Origin of the sequence: Flagellimonas sediminis, assembly GCF_010500845.1 — a bacterium.
Classification (GTDB): domain Bacteria; phylum Bacteroidota; class Bacteroidia; order Flavobacteriales; family Flavobacteriaceae; genus Flagellimonas; species Flagellimonas sediminis.
The window spans coordinates 128,779-146,122 of the sequence record NZ_JAAAMI010000008.1; the positions used below are offsets into that span (position 1 = coordinate 128,779).

A 17,344-nucleotide genomic window follows, 5' to 3' on the forward strand; every position below is an offset into this window, starting at 1 on the left:
ATTTTTGTAAAAACAATTATTTTATGAATACGAGTACCATCCGGTTTTCAAGAAAGGATTCAGCACAATTTTTTAAGACGTTGAACAAACGTGTCAATGAATACTTCAACGAGAACAATCTCAAAAAAACCGGGAACTGGAAACTTCACTTGAAAACCATTGTGATGTTTGCCATTTTTCTGACCCCTTATTTTTTAATTTTAACCCTTCACCTCCCCTTTTGGGCCTATTTGCTACTTTCCATCACCATGGGTGTGGGCATGGCAGGTGTGGGTATGAACGTAATGCATGATGGTAACCATGGCGCCTATTCCAACAAAAAATGGGTAAACAAGATTATGGGCAGCAGCATTTATATTTTGGCCGGTAATGTTTATAACTGGCAGGTACAGCACAATGTATTGCACCACACCTATACCAATATCCACGAGCACGATGAGGATATGGAAGCCGGAAGAATCCTAAGGTTCTCCAAACATGCCAAATGGCACAAACACCACCGATTCCAACATTACTACTCCATTTTCCTTTATGGGTTACTTACCTTCAATTGGGCGCTTACCACAGATTTCCAACAGATGTACCGCTATATGAAGCGTAACCTCAGTTATGGAAAACTGCCCAACCCTGCCATTAACTGGAGTACCTTGGTAATCACTAAAGTCATTTATCTGACCGTTTGGATCGTTTTGCCCTTGATTTTTGCCAACATTGCATGGTGGCAAGTATTGCTCGGATTCTTTATCATGCATTATGTTGCTGGAGTGATTTTGAGTGTGGTTTTCCAATTGGCCCACATTGTGGACGATGCGGACCAACCTCTACCTGATGCAGAAGGGAACATGAAAAATACATGGGCGATCCACCAATTGTTTACCACCGTGAACTTTGGGACCAAGAACAAGATAGTAAACTGGTTTACCGGCGGTTTGAACCATCAGGTAGAGCACCATATCTTCCCCAATATCAGTCATATACATTACACAAAAATTTCAAAAATTGTGAAACAGACTGCCAAGGAGTTCAATTTGCCCTACAACGAGTATAAAACTACCAGAAAAGCTATAATTTCGCACTTCAAACATTTGAAGGAACTGGGTAAAAACCCAGCACTTCAATACCAGTAAAATAGCATAATAGATGAGCAACCATTTATCTGACAGGATCAAGAACATGTCCACGTCAGCAACTTTGGCCATGGCTGCCAAAGCTCGTGAACTCCGAAGTGAAGGAAAAGATATTATCGGATTGAGTTTGGGGGAACCCGACTTCAATATTCCCGATTTTATAAAAGAGGCCGCCAAACAGGCCATTGACGAAAACTACAGTGCCTATACCCCTGTTGATGGGTATGCCGAATTAAAGAAATCCATTTCTGGTAAGTTCAAACGAGATAATGGTTTGGATTACGGGTTGAACCAAATTGTGGTGTCCACCGGAGCAAAACAATCGTTGTTCAACGTGGCCATGGTTTGTTTGAATCCAGGTGATGAAGTGATCCTTCCCGCCCCATATTGGGTAAGCTATAGTGATATTGTAAAATTGGCCGAAGGTGTTCCTGTTGAAGTTCCAACCGGAATTGAAACGGATTTTAAAATGACGCCGGAACAACTGGAAGCTGCCATTACTCCTAAAACCCGTATGCTTTGGTTCAGTTCACCCTGTAACCCAAGTGGTTCGGTGTACGGTAAGGAAGAATTGGAAGCCCTTGCTGCCGTGTTAAAAAAGTATCCGGACATTTATGTGGTTTCCGATGAGATCTATGAGCATATCAACTTTGTTGGTGGCCATGTAAGCATTGCTGCCATTGATGGAATGTACGACAGGACGATTACCGTGAATGGAGTTTCCAAAGCTTTTGCCATGACCGGATGGCGTATTGGGTACATCGGTGCACCAGAATGGATCGCCAAGGGATGTACCAAACTTCAGGGACAGGTAACCAGTGGAGCCAACTCCATTGCACAGCGAGCCGTGATAGCCGCACTGGATGCTCCTCTTAGCAAAATCCAGTTTATGATTGACGAGTTCCATAAAAGAAGAGATCTAGTATTGCATCTACTTGGAGAAATCGACGGATTCAAACTCAATGTTCCCGAAGGAGCATTCTATGTATTCCCCGATATTTCATCCTTCTTTGGAAAAACGTTGAAAGGTACCACCATTAATAGTGCAGAGGATTTTGCACTGTATCTGTTGGAGCACGCCAATGTGGCCACCGTTACAGGAGAAGCTTTTGGTAACCCGAACTGCATCCGCATTTCTTACGCGGCATCAGAAAAAGAATTAAGACAGGCCATTGCCCAAATAAAGGAGGTACTTTAAAATAATATAATGCCATCCCGATATTTATTGGGATTGATTCAGCATCTTGTTACAGCTTTATGCGACCCTGAAACCAGTTCAGGGTGACGAATTGAAACAGAAAAGAATAGAAATGTAAAAACCTCTTGTTGTGAAAACTTCAGGAGGTTTTTTGTTTTAGGTCTTTTTCCAGAAGTAGGGAGTCAAGACAATCAAAACGGTGAACAATTCCAATCGGCCCAAGAGCATCAAGAAACCGCACCACCATTTCCCTGCATCGGGCAAACTGTTGTAATTGCTTACAGGGTTCAGACTACCGAAGGCAGGGCCTACGTTACCCAATGACGAGGCCGAACCTCCCACCGCAGAAACAAAATCCAACCCTAAAAAACCAAGCACCAAAGCGCCGATGATGAACAAGAGCATGTAGAGCACAAAAAAGGCGATTACATTGTAGACGATATGTTCCGTAACCGTTTTTTGGTTATAGCGAACAGGAATGATCGCATTGGGATGAAGGGTTCTTTTGAACTCCAAAATTCCGTTCTTGATTATCAAAATATGCCTCATTACTTTGATACCCCCAGCCGTGGAACCTGCAGAGCCTCCGAGGAACATCAGCCCGAAAAAGAAAACGGTTAAAAAATGGGTCCATCCTGTAAAATCCGCCGTAACAAACCCTGTGGTAGTGATCACGGTCAGCACTTGGAACAAGGTATGCCTAAAGGCACTTTCCGCTTTCCCCCAAACCATGGGATGAAAATCAGAAACGGGCACATCGGCCTTAAAATAAACGCCCAAAGCAGCCAAAATGGAAAAAATGACCACAAAACCAAAGTAGTATTTGAATTCTTCGTCCTTCAATACCCGTTGCACTTTTCCGGTCAGGGCAAAATAGCTGAGTACGAAGTTGCTCCCTGCCAAGAACATGAACACAATTACGATATATTGAATAATCGGTTCGTTGTTCCAATAGGCCAAACTAGCATTTTTTGTGGAAAATCCGCCGGTGGACATGGTGGCCAAGGAGTGGTTGATAGCATCAAAAAATGACATCCCTGCCACGTTTAACAAAATGGTCTCCAACACGGTATACCCAAAATAGATGAGCCAAAGTCGCTTAGCGGTATCGGTAATCCTTGGGTGAAGCTTGTCCCCACCTGGACCAGGAGCTTCGGCCGCAAACAATTGCATACCCCCAATACCCAAAAGCGGTAAAATGGCAATGGCCAAAACGATGATACCCATCCCCCCAATCCAATGGGTCAAACTACGCCAGAGCAAAACACCCTTGGGCAAAGCCTCAATATCGTCCAAAATGGATGCCCCTGTGGTGGTATAGCCAGAGATGGTTTCAAAAAATGCATCGGTAATGGAAGGGATCGACCCTGAAAAAAGGTAGGGCAACATGCCTGAAATGGACATGATAATCCATCCGAAGGTCACTACAATGTAACCTTCCTTGCGCTTTACTTCCTTTTTATGCCCCCGGGTATAGAACATGGCCATAATCCCAAAAAGCATGGTAACAATGGCCGCCAAGGAAATATCAAGGGTAGCACCATCCTTGTACATGGCGCTGGCAAAAGCCGCCAAAAGCATAAAGGAACCGTTGCACAACAACAACAATCCCATAATGTGGATGATGATTCTTGTATTGAGCCTCATTATAGGAACAACTTTTCAATCTTGGGAATGGCCTTGGGGAGGCAGCAGACTACTACCTTATCCCCTTGTTTGATCCTAAAATCACCCAAAGCGATGATACCTTCACCGTTTCGGATCACACCACCAATGCTGGCTTCCCGTGGAAAGTTCAATTCCCTTATGAGTTCGCCATTTACCAGAGAGGTGGCTTTTACCTCAAATTCCAGAATTTCCGCATTCAGGTTATTCAAGCGGGTGAGTGCCAATACCTCCCCTTTTCGGATATACCTAAAGATACTATTGGCCGCGAGTAGTTTTTTATTGATAAGGGTATCCACCCCAATGGAATGGGACAATTGAAAATAGTCCATATTCTCGACCAGGGCAATGGTCTTCTTCACCTTTTTGGACTTTGCCACCAAACAGGACATGATATTGGTCTCGGAATTCCCGGTCACCGCAATAAAGGCGTCCATGGAATCCAAACTTTCCTCATCCAAGAGTTCCACATTTCTACCATCCCCGTTAATGACCAATGCATGGGGCAGTTCGTCTGCAATATCAAAAGCCTTCTCCTTGCTCTTTTCAATCAATTTCACATTGAACTTTTTGCCACACAGGTCACGGGCCGTTTTAAACCCGACCTTGCTGCCTCCCAAGATCATCACGTTTTTGATTTCCTGCTTCTGCATGCCCGTTAGCTTGTAGAGCTCCTCCACTCCTTTATCAGAGGTGATGAAATAGACCTGATCCCCTTCCTTAAAAACGGTATCACCACGGGGAATTAAGGTATATTGGGTTCCCATTCGCTGCAAGGCGATGGGCATAAAATGCAGTTCAGGAAAAATGCGGGCGGCCTCTTTCACCATTTTACCTACAAAAGGAGCGGTTTTAGGTAAAATCACCCCGAACATGGTCAACAGGCCACCTTCAAACTCGTAGGTATCGTTAAACGCGGACTGGTTCAGCATGAGTTGTATCTCCATGGCGGCCAAACGTTCCGGTGAAATCAATTCATCGATACCCAATTGTTCAAACTTTATAGTTTCACGGTTGTCCATGAACTCAGTGTTCGAAATACGTGCCATGGTCCTTTTACAGCCCAATTGCTTGGCCAACAAACAGAGTGTCAGGTTAGTGGTCTCGGAAGCGGTTACCCCGATCACCAGATCGGATCCGTCCACTTGGGCGTCGTTCAACACCTGTATGGAAGTGGCATCACCCCGCAGCACCCTTATATCCAAATGGTTATCGGCATAGGACAGTTTTTCCTTGTCCGTATCGATCAACGTTATATCCTGAGATTCATAGGACAATAGTTTTGCCAAATGAAACCCTACCTCACCAGCTCCTGCAATAATGATCTTCATTGAATAAAAAAAGATGTGTTCCTAAATAAGTCCAATTGGCACCACACAAATTAAAAATAGAATAGTAAACGTAGTCTAAGTGACATACTTTTAACTAAATACGGAATGGATTATCCACTTGAAGGGCAAAATTACACAAATATTTTTGTCCACCTTCCATATTGCTAAGTTGTATATTTGCCAGCAAATTAAAAAGATGTCTAAAAAAGTATTGCCCTACAAGGAATCGGAGCTTGGTAAGAAGGAACAGGTAAAACAGATGTTCGATAACATTTCGGGCAGCTATGACGGCCTTAATAGGGTAATTTCGTTTGGAACCGATGTAAAATGGAGGAAACGCATCGTGACCTTTCTCAAGGAACAACATCCGCAAAACATCTTGGACATTGCCACTGGCACCGGCGACCTCGCCATTGCGCTGTCACAAACGGGAGCGAAACAAATCGTAGGGTTGGACCTGTCCCCCGGGATGCTGGAAGTTGGCAAGGAAAAAGTCTCGAAAAAAAATCTTCAGGACACCATTGAAATGGTCGTTGGCGATAGCGAAAACCTTCCGTTTGACGACAACACCTTCGACGCGGTAACCGTGGCCTTCGGCGTTCGTAATTTTGAAAATCTGGAAAAAGGGTTGGAGGAAATCCGAAGGGTGTTGAAACCTGGCGGCCACCTGCTTATCCTAGAAACCTCTGTACCTACCAAAACACCCATCAAGCAAGGGTATCGCATCTACACCAAATATATTATGCCAACCATCGGTAAAGTCTTTTCCAAGGACCGATCGGCCTATCAATATTTGAGTGAATCCGCCTCTGTTTTCCCACATGGAAAAGCCTTCAACAATATTTTGGACAAAATTGGGTTTATAGGAATAGAGAACAAACCCCAGACATTGGGTGTAGCCACCATCTATGTCGCCACAAAGTAGATTAATGAAAAACATCCTCATCCTATTTGGGCTCTTGACATTGACAGGCCCGAAGTCCATTGCACAATTTGGCAAAGAACCCATACTCAATCTTCAGAATGAAGACAAAAGACTTTTGAACTGGGGCTATTACCTCGGCTTAAACCAATATGATTTTCAATTTGAATACAAAAACGACATTGGTAGGGATATATTGGTAGATAAAAGCATCGGTTTTAATGTGGGTTTGATCGGAGAGCTCAATATCAACGAATTTTTGGACACCCGTTTTGAACCCGGATTGCTGTATACCGCAAGAACTTTAGGATTCCCTGGATTCACCACAGAGGCCGATGCCATCCGCGAAGTGCGCTCCACTTACATCCGCTTTCCGTTACTATTAAAGGCCAGTACCCGAAGGATCGGCAACTGGAAACCTTTTATTGAAGGTGGGGTATATGCCGCCATTAACTTGGGGAGCAAGGAAGATAGTCTGGACGATAACAGCAGTGGCGAGTTCAGGATGAAGAAAAACGTATACGGTTATGAACTGGGTTTTGGAATCGATTTGTATACCGAGTACTTCAAATTTACCCCATCCATTCGGGGGGTATTTGCCCTGACCAACGAACTTGTTCCTGACAACGACCCCAACAGTCCTTGGACGGGCAACATCAACGCCATGCGTACCCGTGGAATTTTCATCAACTTTACTTTTGAATAACCTGGATTATTAGATTATTAGATTTTTGGAGGATTAGATAGTTAACTGCCACTAGTCCAAAAATCCAACAGTCCATCAAGCCAACAGTCTGATTACCTCCTGATTTCATTCAAGAGAATTGCTGTTGCAGTGGCCACATTGAGACTTTCGGCCGTTGATGCACCAAATTGGGGGATAGAAATACGCTCCGTGACCAAATCAGTCATTTCCTTGGAAATACCGTTGGCCTCATTTCCCATGACCAGCACTCCTCTTTCGGGCATTTTTTGGGTATAGATGGAAGAACCGTCCATGAAGGCGCCAAAAACGGGCAACCCTGCTTTTTTGATGAAGTCAGTCAAATCCGTATAAAGAATATTTACCCTGGCAATGGAACCCATCGTAGCTTGGAGTACTTTTGGATTGAAGCAATCCACCGTATCCTCGGAGCAGACCAGTTGTTTTATTCCGAACCAGTCGCACAGTCTTATAATCGTTCCCAAATTACCCGGATCGCGAACAGCATCCAAGGCCACTATCCAATCAGAAGTTTCGAATTGGCGTGCTCGGGTCATGTGAAAAACTCCCAAGACACCGTTGGGCTGTTTCAAACTGCTCATTTGTTTTAAATCCGTTGTGGAGATTTGGTCCACTTCAGCATATCCCTTGAAATCATGGCCTATTGCCACAAAAATCTTGAAAGGCCTTAATCCCTCTCGCAACAACTCCTTCACCAACTTTTCACCCTCTACCACAAACAGCCCGTGTTGAGATCGGTACTTTTTTTGCTTTAGGCTTACAACTAGTTTAATTTGGTTTTTTGTAACCATCTAAATCGTGTATTTTTGGCGTCTATGAGGGGTTCTTTAAGTCTAATGTGCAACTGGGCAAAAATAGGATTATTGTTGCTTATGGTAAGCATTTCGGGTTGCAATACACTTAAAAAGGTGGGAGACGATGAATTGCTGCTCACCAAGAACACCATTTATGTGGATGATGAAAAGGTAACCGATAGCGAAATCAAAGGCCTCATCGACCAAAAACCCAACAGCAGTGTTCTTGGATATCCTCTCCGTTTGAACCTATACAACATGGCCAAGGAAAATCCGGATTCCTCCTTTCAGGATTGGCTGCACAGAAAGGACAAACGCGAAAAACGCCTCAACAGCCTGTTATCCAAAAAACAGGTGAGCAGGTTACAGGAATCCTTTCTGGTAAAAGGCGCCAGTGAATTTCTAAAACGTGTGGGAGAACCCACAGTGGTCATTGATACTGCTTTGACCAACAAATCCCTGAACAGGATGGAGGCTTATTACAACAGTAAGGGGTACTTCAATAATTCAGGTTCTTATGAAATTGTGGAAAGTTCCCGTAAAAAAAGGGCGCAGATAGCCTACAACATTACCCTGAACAAGCCCTATATTATTGATACGGTCCAAAAAAACATCACCTCCCCAGAACTGGATTCCATTTACGATGTGGCCTCCAAACGTAGTTATGTAAAAAAAGGCGAACAGTTCGACCTTCAAAATTTTACATTGGAACGGGAACGATTGACCAGCCTGTTCCGAAACTCAGGGGTATACAATTTTCAGGAGAGCTCCATTAACTATGATATCCTGAGGGACACTACCCTTTTGGCAGATGATCAATTGATGGATGTACAACTCAATATCAAAAAATTCAGGAGTGCCACGGATAGTACGGACACCAATAGTCCGTATAGGGTAGCTAGGCATAAACAAGTGAATATTTATGCGGACTACGACATCAATGGAAACACTGATTCGTTAAAAACTTTGGAGTACGACAATTTTGTAATTCACTACGCCAATAAATTGAGGTATAGCCCTAAAGCACTCACCGATGCCATATTTTTTGAAAAGGATAGTGTGTATCGGGATTTGGACCGCATCCGGACCTACAGACAGATCACCAACCTGAACACCTTTAAATACCCCAATATTGAATTTATCCCGGATTCTTCGCAAACTGAATTGACCACCAATGTGTATTTGGCTGCAAAAAAGAAGTTTTCGCTCAACATGAATTTTGATGTGACCCATTCCAACATCCAACAGGTGGGGACTGCATTCAGCACCTCAGTGATCACCCGAAATGTTTTTGGCGGTGCAGAAACTTTGAATGTGTCGGCCAGGGGATCCATTGGTCTTTTGAGTGATGCCTCCCTTTCCAATGAAACCTTCACCTCAGAGCTTGGTGGAGACATCAACATTACTTTCCCAAGGATTTGGTTGCCCTTTAGCACGGAAAAAATAATTCCATATTACATGTTGCCCCAAAGTAGGTTGCTTGCCGGTACTAATTTTCAGAAAAACATTGGTCTGGATAAACAGTCGCTCAACTCCATATTGTCGTACAACTGGACCCCTTCGGATAGGTTGAAGAACAACTTTGAATTGTTGAATGTTGAATTTGTAAGAAATGTGAATCCGGACAACTTTTACAATGTATACCGGAACACCTTTTCAAATTTGGATGACATCGCCGATCAATTTCAGGATGACCCCCAATATGCCTCCTATTTTAAAACCATTGATAATGCAACCGATTCCCTCCGCTTGGACATCCCCGAAGGTGCAAATAATTTTGCCCGTGATGTACTTAACAATCAAATTCCCGTTACGGCCGATGAACTGGATGAGGTGAACAGCATTGAGGAACGAAGAAGGCGATTGACGGAAAACAACCTCATCTTTGCAAGCAACTTTACCCATACCAAGAACAGCAAGTCTGATATCAACGACAACGACTTTTACCAATATCGGGTCAAAGTTGAAAGTGCGGGCGGCATGCTGTCGCTGATTGCCAATGCAGTACCTTACAATAAGAATGACAATGGACAATTGTTGGTTTTCGGAGTACCCTTTTCCCAATATGTAAAATCGGAATTCGATTATATCCGTCATTGGGACATTGGAGGTTCCCAGGTGTTGGCCTTTAGAAGTTTCTTCGGAATGGCGGTCCCTTACGGAAACTCCAATAGTATTCCATTCGTTAGGAGTTACTTTGCGGGCGGATCTAACGACAACAGGGCTTGGAACGCTTATGAACTGGGGCCCGGTAAAACGGACAACATCAACGACTTTAATGAAGCTAACCTAAAACTGGCCTTCAACTTGGAATACAGGTTTCCCATTGCAGGGGATGTAAAAGGAGCCCTTTTTGCCGATGCAGGTAACATTTGGAACGTATTTGACAATGAGAACAACCCCGATGCCATCTTCACAGGCTTTTCCTCCTTGGCCGATCTCGCCTTGGGTACAGGACTCGGTCTACGGTATGACTTCACCTATTTTGTCTTCCGACTGGATGTGGGCTTCAAAACCTATAATCCCGCAAAAGTGGGATCAGATCGCTGGTTCAATGGCTATAACCTCGGAAACGCCGTCTTCAATATCGGGATCAATTATCCTTTCTAGAGCAAATATTTTATTACTTTTGTTCCCTATTTTAATTCGAAACCATCTATAACTATGTCCCACAATATCAAGCCGGGCGTTGCCACCGGCGATGAAGTACAAGCAATTTTTAAGCACGCAAAGAAGAATGGTTATGCATTACCAGCGGTAAACGTGATCGGTTCGGACACCATCAATGCCGTTATGGAAACTGCTGCCACTTTGAACTCTCCTGTGATCATTCAATTTTCCAACGGGGGTGCACAGTTCAATGCCGGTAAAGGACTTTCCAACGAAGGTCAGAAAGCCGCCATCCTCGGTGGTATAGCCGGTGCAAAGCACATTCATCAATTGGCAGAAGCCTATGGTGCAACTGTAATTCTCCATACCGACCACTGTGCCAAAAAATTATTGCCTTGGATCGATGGCCTTTTGGATGCCAGCGAGGAACATTTCAAAGCCACGGGCAAACCATTGTTTAGCTCACACATGATCGACCTATCCGAAGAACCACTTGAAGAGAACATTGAAATCTGCAAGGGCTATTTGGAACGTATGAGCAAAATGGGCATGACCTTGGAAATTGAATTGGGCATTACAGGTGGTGAGGAAGATGGTGTGGACAACTCCGATGTGGACGATTCCAAATTGTACACCCAACCTGAAGAAGTTGCCTATGCTTATGAGGAACTTTCAAAAGTAAGCCCTCGATTTACCATTGCTGCCGCTTTCGGTAACGTTCATGGGGTATACAAACCTGGTAACGTAAAATTGACTCCAAAAATCTTGAGAAACTCCCAAGAATATATTTCCAATAAATACGGAGTGGAGCACAACCATATCGATTTTGTTTTCCACGGTGGATCTGGTTCTACTTTGGAAGAGATAAGGGAAGCCATCGGATACGGGGTAATCAAAATGAACATCGATACCGATCTTCAATATGCCTTTTTGGAAGGTGTTAGGGATTATGTTCAAGGTAAATCTGCTTACCTACAATCCCAAATTGGAAATCCCGAAGGAGACGACCAACCCAATAAAAAATATTACGACCCAAGAGTTTGGCTTCGTGAAGGAGAAAAAACCTTTATCGCACGCTTGAAAAAGGCTTTTGAGGACCTGAACAACGTAAACACCTTGTAAACCCACCCTTCGTTTAACTTAAATTTGATTGCATGTCGTCTTGGTTTAAAAGAAAGGAAAAAGGAATACAGACCGCAACCGAGGAAAAAAAGGACACCCCCAAGGGACTATGGTATAAATCCCCTACAGGTAAAATTGTTGAGTCCGAAGATCTCGCCAAAAATTTTTATGTAAGTCCCGAGGACGATTACCACGTTCGAATTGGCAGTAAGGAATATTTTGAGATTCTTTTTGACGACAACAAGTTCCGTGAACTCGATGCCAATATGACCTCTAAGGATCCCTTGAAATTTGTGGATACCAAAAAATACTCAGATCGTTTAAAGGCTGCCGAACAAAAAACAGGATTGAAAGATGCCGTTAGGTGCGCCATTGGAAAATCTATGGGACAAGACCTAGTGGTTGCCTGTATGGATTTTGCCTTTATCGGAGGTTCCATGGGTAGTGTGGTAGGTGAAAAAATTTCACGCGCCATTGATGTGGCCAAAAAGAAAAAGGTTCCCTTCCTGATGATTTCAAAATCAGGTGGTGCGCGTATGATGGAAGCCGCATTATCCTTGATGCAGTTGGCCAAAACCTCTGCCAAGTTGGCCCAATTGGCCGAAGCCCAGGTTCCCTACATCTCATTGTGTACAGATCCCACAACAGGTGGAACAACCGCTTCCTATGCCATGTTGGGGGACATCAACATTGCAGAACCAGGGGCCTTGATAGGATTTGCAGGACCAAGGGTAGTGAAGGATACAACCGGAAAAGATCTTCCAGAAGGTTTCCAAACTGCCGAATTTTTGAAAGAACATGGGTTTTTGGATTTCATTGCACACCGCAGTGAGCTGAAAAAGAAAGTCAACCTTTATATTGACTTGATTACCAACCAACCCATTAGAGCATAAAAAAAGCCCTGGGTTCGGGGCTTTTTCTTTGTCAAGTTTAGCCTAGCTTACATAATGATTTGGTTGATAATTTGTTGCGCCATTAATGAGCTGTGTAATTTTACGGCAACAGTTCGAAGTTTCAAAAAAAGGATTATCTTTGCACGCTGATTGAAAGACAATCGATACATAAAAATCATTTAAATAATATTGGAATGTATTTAACCAAAGAAGTAAAAGCCGAGATTTTCAAGAAACACGGCGGCTCAGAAGGCAACACAGGTTCTACGGAAGGACAGATCGCCTTGTTCACGCACCGTATCAACCACTTGACAGAACACCTTAAAAGAAACCACAAAGATTACAACACCGAGCGTTCCTTGGTTCGTTTGGTAGGTAAAAGACGTAGTCTTTTGGATTACCTAAAAAATAAGGATATTGAAAAGTACCGTTCTTTGATCAAAGAATTGGGCATCAGAAAATAATGACAACGGGGAGGCTTTGGCTTCCCCTTTGTTTTAGTTGGACGGGCTCCAACGACAAGTCCCAACCCAAAGTTGGGCAAACACAAAAAGCTTCATATAGTTTTTCATTGGTCAGTGCCGAAAGGCAAAAACAACAACAACACAACCCGACCGCCCGGATGGCGGTAGACCAAATGTTTAACGACCCGTACCTTTTACGGGTAAGACAATTTTTATGATTCCAAAAACTTTTAAAGAGGTCATTGACCTTGGTGACGGTAGGGAAATTTCCATCGAAACCGGAAAATTGGCAAAGCAGGCCCATGGCTCTGTAGTGGTCCAATCAGGCAAATGTATGTTGCTATGTACAGTTGTCTCCAATTATCAAGCTTCGGATGTGGACTTTTTGCCACTTACCGTTGATTATCGCGAAAAATTTGCCGCCGCTGGGCGTTACCCAGGCGGATTCTTCAAACGTGAGGCCAGACCAAGCGATGGTGAGGTTTTGACCATGCGCTTGGTGGACAGGGTATTGAGACCTTTGTTCCCAAAAGATTATCACGCCGAAACCCAGGTGATGATCCAATTGATGTCCCACGATGAAAACGTAATGCCGGATGCCATGGCAGGTTTGGCGGCTTCTGCTGCCATTCAACTGTCAGATATTCCTTTTGAGTGCCCCATTTCCGAGGTACGTGTAGGAAGGGTGAACGGTGAATTGATCATCAACCCAACCATGGCTCAATTAAAGGAGTCCGATATCGATATGGTTATCGGTGCTTCTGAAGATTCTGTTATGATGGTGGAAGGTGAAATGGGTGAAATTTCCGAAGAGGAAATGGTGGAAGCCATCAAATTCGCCCATGATGCCATTAAGGTTCAATGTGCCGCTCAGGTAAAATTGGCCGAAGCTTTCGGTAAAAAAGAGACCAGGGAGTACGAAGATGAGGCCGAAGATGAGGATTTGAAGAAAAAAATCCACGAAATGGCCTATGATAAAGTATATGCCGTGGCCAAGGCCGGATCTTCCAAACATGAGCGCGGAGAAGCTTTTGCTGCCATCAAAGAAGAAATCAAAGCTACTTTTACTGAAGAGGAATTGGCAGAAATCGGTGGATTGGTCTCCAAATACTACCACAAAGCTGAAAAAGAAGCCGTTCGCAACCTTACTTTGGAAGAAGGACTTCGTTTGGATGGCCGTAAGACTACCGATATCCGCCCAATCTGGTGCGAAATCGATTATTTACCATCCGTTCACGGTTCTTCTATCTTTACCCGTGGGGAAACCCAGGCTTTGGCAACGGTAACCTTGGGTACTTCAAGAGAAGCCAACCAAATTGACATGCCATCTTACGAAGGGGAGGAAACATTCTATTTGCATTATAACTTCCCTCCTTTCTCCACTGGTGAGGCAAGACCAATTCGTGGTACATCACGTAGAGAGGTTGGTCACGGTAACTTGGCCCAACGTGCCCTTAAAGGTATGATCCCAGCGGATTGCCCTTATACCGTACGTGTGGTTTCCGAAGTATTGGAATCCAACGGATCATCTTCCATGGCAACGGTTTGTGCCGGTACCATGGCCTTGATGGATGCCGGGGTACAATTGAAAAAACCTGTTTCCGGTATAGCCATGGGATTGATCACCGATACCGAAACCGGTAAATATGCTGTGCTTTCCGATATCTTGGGTGATGAAGATCACTTGGGGGACATGGACTTTAAAGTTACTGGTACCGCTGATGGTATCACGGCTTGCCAAATGGACATCAAAGTAAAAGGATTGTCCTATGAAATCTTGGTAAAGGCCTTGATGCAGGCAAGGGACGGTAGATTGCACATTTTGGGCAAATTGGTAGAGACGATTGCCGAACCAAGACCAGAGGTGAAATCTTACGCTCCAAAAATCATCACCAGAGTTATTCCGGGTGAATTTATCGGTGCACTTATCGGTAAAGGCGGTGAGGTTATCCAAGACCTTCAGAAAAAATCCAAGACCACCATTGTTATCAATGAAGATCCTGATACAGAAGAAGGTATCGTGGAAATCTTGGGTACCGATCAGGAAGGTATCGACATGGTATTGAAAAAAATCGATTCCTTGTTGTTCAAGCCTGAAGTTGGCAGTGCATATGAAGTGAAGGTCATCAAAATCTTGGAATTTGGTGCCGTTGTGGAATATATTGATGCCCCAGGAAATGAAGTATTGCTTCACGTATCTGAATTGGCGTGGGAGCGTACCGAAAATGTAACCGATGTGGTCAACCTAGGTGACGTAATCGACGTGAAATATTTCGGAATAGATCCTAAGACCAAAAAGGAGAAAGTTTCCAGAAAAGCGTTGTTGCCTAAACCTGAAGGGTACAAGGAAAGACCACCAAGAGAAGATCGTGGTGGAGAACGCAGAGGCGGTGGAGATCGTAGAGGTAACGACCGTAGAGGTGGTGACCGCGACAGAAAGCCAAGAAGGGATTAGTTCCTTTCTTCAAAATAAAGTGAAACCCTGGACCAGTTCCAGGGTTTTCTTTTTAAATAATTTAAAAATAATTTTTATCGAATTGTAACTTTTTGATTTTTTCAACGTATAACCTAATGAGCTTCTGCTCACAAATTTAATTTGAAGGGAATTTTTAGATGAGACAGTTAAAGATTACAAAACAGGTTACCAATAGGGAAACCGCATCGTTGGACAAGTATTTGCAGGAAATCGGTAAAGTGGATTTGATCACTGCCGATGAAGAGGTGGAGTTGGCACAACGGATTAAAGCGGGAGATCAGGTAGCTCTGGAAAAATTGACAAAAGCCAACCTAAGGTTCGTTGTTTCCGTGGCCAAGCAGTACCAAAACCAAGGTTTGACCCTTCCTGATTTGATCAACGAGGGTAACTTGGGATTGATCAAGGCCGCACAACGTTTTGACGAAACCCGAGGTTTTAAATTTATTTCTTACGCAGTTTGGTGGATTCGTCAATCCATTCTTCAAGCATTGGCAGAACAATCCCGTATCGTTCGTTTGCCGTTGAACAAGATCGGCTCCATCAACAAGATCAACAAAACATTTGCTTTCTTGGAGCAAGCTCATGAGCGTACCCCATCCGCAGAAGAAATTGCCAAAGAATTGGACATGACCGTGGAAGATGTGAAGCAATCCTTGAAAAATTCAGGGCGTCACGTATCCATGGATGCACCTTTGATCGATGGTGAGGATTCTAACCTTTACGACGTATTGCGTAGTGGGGAATCCCCTAACCCCGATAGGGAACTATTGCACGAATCGCTTCGTACTGAAATTGAGCGTGCCCTGGAGACATTGACCCCCCGTGAAGCCGATGTTATCAGGCTTTATTTTGGTTTGGCCGGTCAGCATTCCATGACTTTGGAAGAAATCGGTGAAACTTTTGACCTGACCAGGGAAAGGGTTCGACAAATCAAGGAAAAAGCCATCCGTCGCCTAAAACATACTTCAAGAAGTAAGATTTTAAAGACATATTTGGGCTAATTTGTTAATTTGACCAAATAAATTACAGTTAAACTATCCTTAAATTTGATTTTTGGCAGGAAAGTTGTAATTTAGACACTATAACAGTTTATCATGACTGTTCGTTTTTTGATTGATGAATAAACTCCGGCTGATTACCGGAGTTTTTTCATTTATATACTTTGGACCTACAACAACATATCCTTTTGCACAACAAACCAAAATAGACACCTCCCCAACACTTTAATTCCAGTCCACTACTGGAAGAACCTATGGACAGTGGTAAGCAAACAGCAGGGATTAAAAAATTCTTATAGATAATATCGAATTCCTGCACCAACTAAGAGTATAGCTTTATTCAAATTGCCATTAAGATGATAGAATCCGCTTATTGGAACGAACAGCGAGAAGGAATCCGTTAGGTAAAAATCCATTTCAAAAGAAGTAAATCCTCCATAGATAACACCACTTTTAGGAATTTGATATCCGTAAACAATATCTATTTCACCCTTGTTGATATACTCATAACCTATTGATGGGCCACCTCCAAAAAACATAAATAATCCCCTATTAGGGCGAGATAGAATCGTAGTAAAATATCCAAGATTCAAAAGATAGGTCTCATAAGGAAACTCAACCGTCGCATCTGGTTGTTCATTTGAAAACACTGCGGTAATAGAAAGATGGGCATAATCCGTATCACTCCAATAATTATCAGCACTAAAGCTTATTCCGTAGCCATTTGCTTTATAACTAGGAGCCAATCCAAAGGATAAACCACTCCTTTGCGAATACATTTTAGGAATAAGCATAAATAATAACACCAGCCGAATCAAGGGGCACAAAAACGTTGTCTTCATGAGATTATGATCAGAATAAAAAAATGATAAATTGATGTATCGAGCTTGGGTAAGGTGCTCTTGAGGTTGAAGAAAATACTTGGACTACGATCCGAATTTGCACATAATCAAGTATCAAGGTACAATATTAAGCAAAAATACAGAACAATTAGGCTATACCGTTCGGATATTGTGAATC

The 17,344-nt window shown here is 43.3% G+C and carries 14 protein-coding genes; 10 read left to right on the forward strand and 4 right to left on the reverse strand.

Annotation, left to right across the window (positions count from 1 at the left end):
* Positions 1-23: 23 nt before the first annotated feature.
* The gene (locus tag GTK07_RS15035) at positions 24-1,127 is read left to right on the forward strand and encodes a fatty acid desaturase family protein (RefSeq protein WP_163636067.1); all 1,104 of its coding nucleotides are present in this window, start codon (positions 24-26) and stop codon (positions 1,125-1,127) included.
* A gap of 13 nt (positions 1,128-1,140) precedes the next feature.
* The gene (locus GTK07_RS15040) at positions 1,141-2,325 is read left to right on the forward strand and encodes a pyridoxal phosphate-dependent aminotransferase (RefSeq protein ID WP_163636068.1); all 1,185 of its coding nucleotides are present in this window, start codon (positions 1,141-1,143) and stop codon (positions 2,323-2,325) included.
* A gap of 156 nt (positions 2,326-2,481) precedes the next feature.
* On the opposite strand, the gene GTK07_RS15045 is transcribed toward GTK07_RS15040, so the two are convergent.
* Both GTK07_RS15045 and trkA read right to left on the reverse strand, forming a co-directional pair.
* Positions 2,482-3,972, reverse strand: a complete 1,491-nt coding sequence (locus tag GTK07_RS15045; protein ID WP_163636069.1) for a TrkH family potassium uptake protein — start codon at positions 3,970-3,972, stop codon at positions 2,482-2,484.
* Positions 3,972-5,321, reverse strand: coding sequence for a Trk system potassium transporter TrkA (gene trkA, locus GTK07_RS15050; protein ID WP_163636070.1), 1,350 nt, complete (start codon positions 5,319-5,321; stop codon positions 3,972-3,974). The genes GTK07_RS15045 and trkA overlap by 1 nt, the downstream gene beginning before the upstream one ends.
* A gap of 196 nt (positions 5,322-5,517) precedes the next feature.
* Here trkA and ubiE point away from each other — a divergent pair, with 196 nt between their 5' ends.
* On the forward strand, positions 5,518-6,246 hold the full coding sequence (gene ubiE, locus GTK07_RS15055) for a bifunctional demethylmenaquinone methyltransferase/2-methoxy-6-polyprenyl-1,4-benzoquinol methylase UbiE (RefSeq protein WP_163636071.1): 729 nt from the start codon (positions 5,518-5,520) through the stop codon (positions 6,244-6,246).
* Positions 6,247-6,250: 4 nt separating this feature from the next.
* Complete coding sequence (porT, locus tag GTK07_RS15060) at positions 6,251-6,949, forward strand: type IX secretion/gliding motility protein PorT/SprT (RefSeq protein WP_163636072.1); 699 nt, start codon at positions 6,251-6,253, stop codon at positions 6,947-6,949.
* A gap of 92 nt (positions 6,950-7,041) precedes the next feature.
* Here porT and GTK07_RS15065 read toward each other — a convergent pair whose 3' ends face one another.
* Positions 7,042-7,758, reverse strand: a complete 717-nt coding sequence (locus tag GTK07_RS15065) for a TrmH family RNA methyltransferase (RefSeq protein ID WP_163636073.1) — start codon at positions 7,756-7,758, stop codon at positions 7,042-7,044.
* Between the two features lie 24 nt (positions 7,759-7,782).
* On the opposite strand from GTK07_RS15065, the gene tamL reads away from it, so the two are divergent.
* From tamL to GTK07_RS15095, 6 genes are all read left to right on the forward strand, one after another.
* A complete protein-coding gene (gene tamL, locus GTK07_RS15070; protein ID WP_163636121.1) occupies positions 7,783-10,371 on the forward strand; it encodes a translocation and assembly module lipoprotein TamL in 2,589 nt (862 codons plus the stop codon).
* Between the two features lie 54 nt (positions 10,372-10,425).
* Positions 10,426-11,493: a class II fructose-bisphosphate aldolase gene (fbaA, locus tag GTK07_RS15075; protein WP_163636074.1), complete on the forward strand. Its 1,068-nt coding sequence runs from the start codon at positions 10,426-10,428 to the stop codon at positions 11,491-11,493.
* Between the two features lie 32 nt (positions 11,494-11,525).
* Complete coding sequence (accD, locus tag GTK07_RS15080; RefSeq protein WP_163636075.1) at positions 11,526-12,386, forward strand: acetyl-CoA carboxylase, carboxyltransferase subunit beta; 861 nt, start codon at positions 11,526-11,528, stop codon at positions 12,384-12,386.
* 194 nt (positions 12,387-12,580) lie between these two features.
* Complete coding sequence (gene rpsO / locus GTK07_RS15085) at positions 12,581-12,850, forward strand: 30S ribosomal protein S15 (RefSeq protein WP_119641935.1); 270 nt, start codon at positions 12,581-12,583, stop codon at positions 12,848-12,850.
* Positions 12,851-13,064: 214 nt separating this feature from the next.
* Entirely contained in the window at positions 13,065-15,305 is a 2,241-nt protein-coding gene (locus GTK07_RS15090) for a polyribonucleotide nucleotidyltransferase (RefSeq protein ID WP_163636076.1), read from the forward strand.
* Between the two features lie 158 nt (positions 15,306-15,463).
* The gene (locus GTK07_RS15095; RefSeq protein WP_119641932.1) at positions 15,464-16,327 is read left to right on the forward strand and encodes a sigma-70 family RNA polymerase sigma factor; all 864 of its coding nucleotides are present in this window, start codon (positions 15,464-15,466) and stop codon (positions 16,325-16,327) included.
* Between the two features lie 290 nt (positions 16,328-16,617).
* On the opposite strand, the gene GTK07_RS15100 is transcribed toward GTK07_RS15095, so the two are convergent.
* Positions 16,618-17,166 (reverse strand): conjugal transfer protein TraO, encoded by a 549-nt coding sequence (locus GTK07_RS15100; protein WP_163636077.1) that lies wholly within the window; start codon positions 17,164-17,166, stop codon positions 16,618-16,620.
* Between the last annotated feature and the right edge of the window lie 178 nt (positions 17,167-17,344).

What these genes read in the sequence shown, in the direction of transcription:
- rpsO (WP_119641935.1), top strand. Translation starts at nt 12,581, where the DNA reads ATGTATTTAACCAAAGAAGTAAAAGCCGAGATTTTCAAGAAACACGGC.
- ubiE (WP_163636071.1), top strand. Translation starts at nt 5,518, where the DNA reads ATGTCTAAAAAAGTATTGCCCTACAAGGAATCGGAGCTTGGTAAGAAG.
- tamL (WP_163636121.1), top strand. Translation starts at nt 7,783, where the DNA reads ATGAGGGGTTCTTTAAGTCTAATGTGCAACTGGGCAAAAATAGGATTA.
- porT (WP_163636072.1), top strand. Translation starts at nt 6,251, where the DNA reads ATGAAAAACATCCTCATCCTATTTGGGCTCTTGACATTGACAGGCCCG.
- GTK07_RS15090 (WP_163636076.1), top strand. Translation starts at nt 13,065, where the DNA reads ATGATTCCAAAAACTTTTAAAGAGGTCATTGACCTTGGTGACGGTAGG.
- GTK07_RS15040 (WP_163636068.1), top strand. Translation starts at nt 1,141, where the DNA reads ATGAGCAACCATTTATCTGACAGGATCAAGAACATGTCCACGTCAGCA.
- GTK07_RS15065 (WP_163636073.1), bottom strand. Translation starts at nt 7,758, where the DNA reads ATGGTTACAAAAAACCAAATTAAACTAGTTGTAAGCCTAAAGCAAAAA.
- trkA (WP_163636070.1), bottom strand. Translation starts at nt 5,321, where the DNA reads ATGAAGATCATTATTGCAGGAGCTGGTGAGGTAGGGTTTCATTTGGCA.
- GTK07_RS15095 (WP_119641932.1), top strand. Translation starts at nt 15,464, where the DNA reads ATGAGACAGTTAAAGATTACAAAACAGGTTACCAATAGGGAAACCGCA.
- accD (WP_163636075.1), top strand. Translation starts at nt 11,526, where the DNA reads ATGTCGTCTTGGTTTAAAAGAAAGGAAAAAGGAATACAGACCGCAACC.
- GTK07_RS15045 (WP_163636069.1), bottom strand. Translation starts at nt 3,972, where the DNA reads ATGAGGCTCAATACAAGAATCATCATCCACATTATGGGATTGTTGTTG.
- fbaA (WP_163636074.1), top strand. Translation starts at nt 10,426, where the DNA reads ATGTCCCACAATATCAAGCCGGGCGTTGCCACCGGCGATGAAGTACAA.
- GTK07_RS15100 (WP_163636077.1), bottom strand. Translation starts at nt 17,166, where the DNA reads ATGAAGACAACGTTTTTGTGCCCCTTGATTCGGCTGGTGTTATTATTT.
- GTK07_RS15035 (WP_163636067.1), top strand. Translation starts at nt 24, where the DNA reads ATGAATACGAGTACCATCCGGTTTTCAAGAAAGGATTCAGCACAATTT.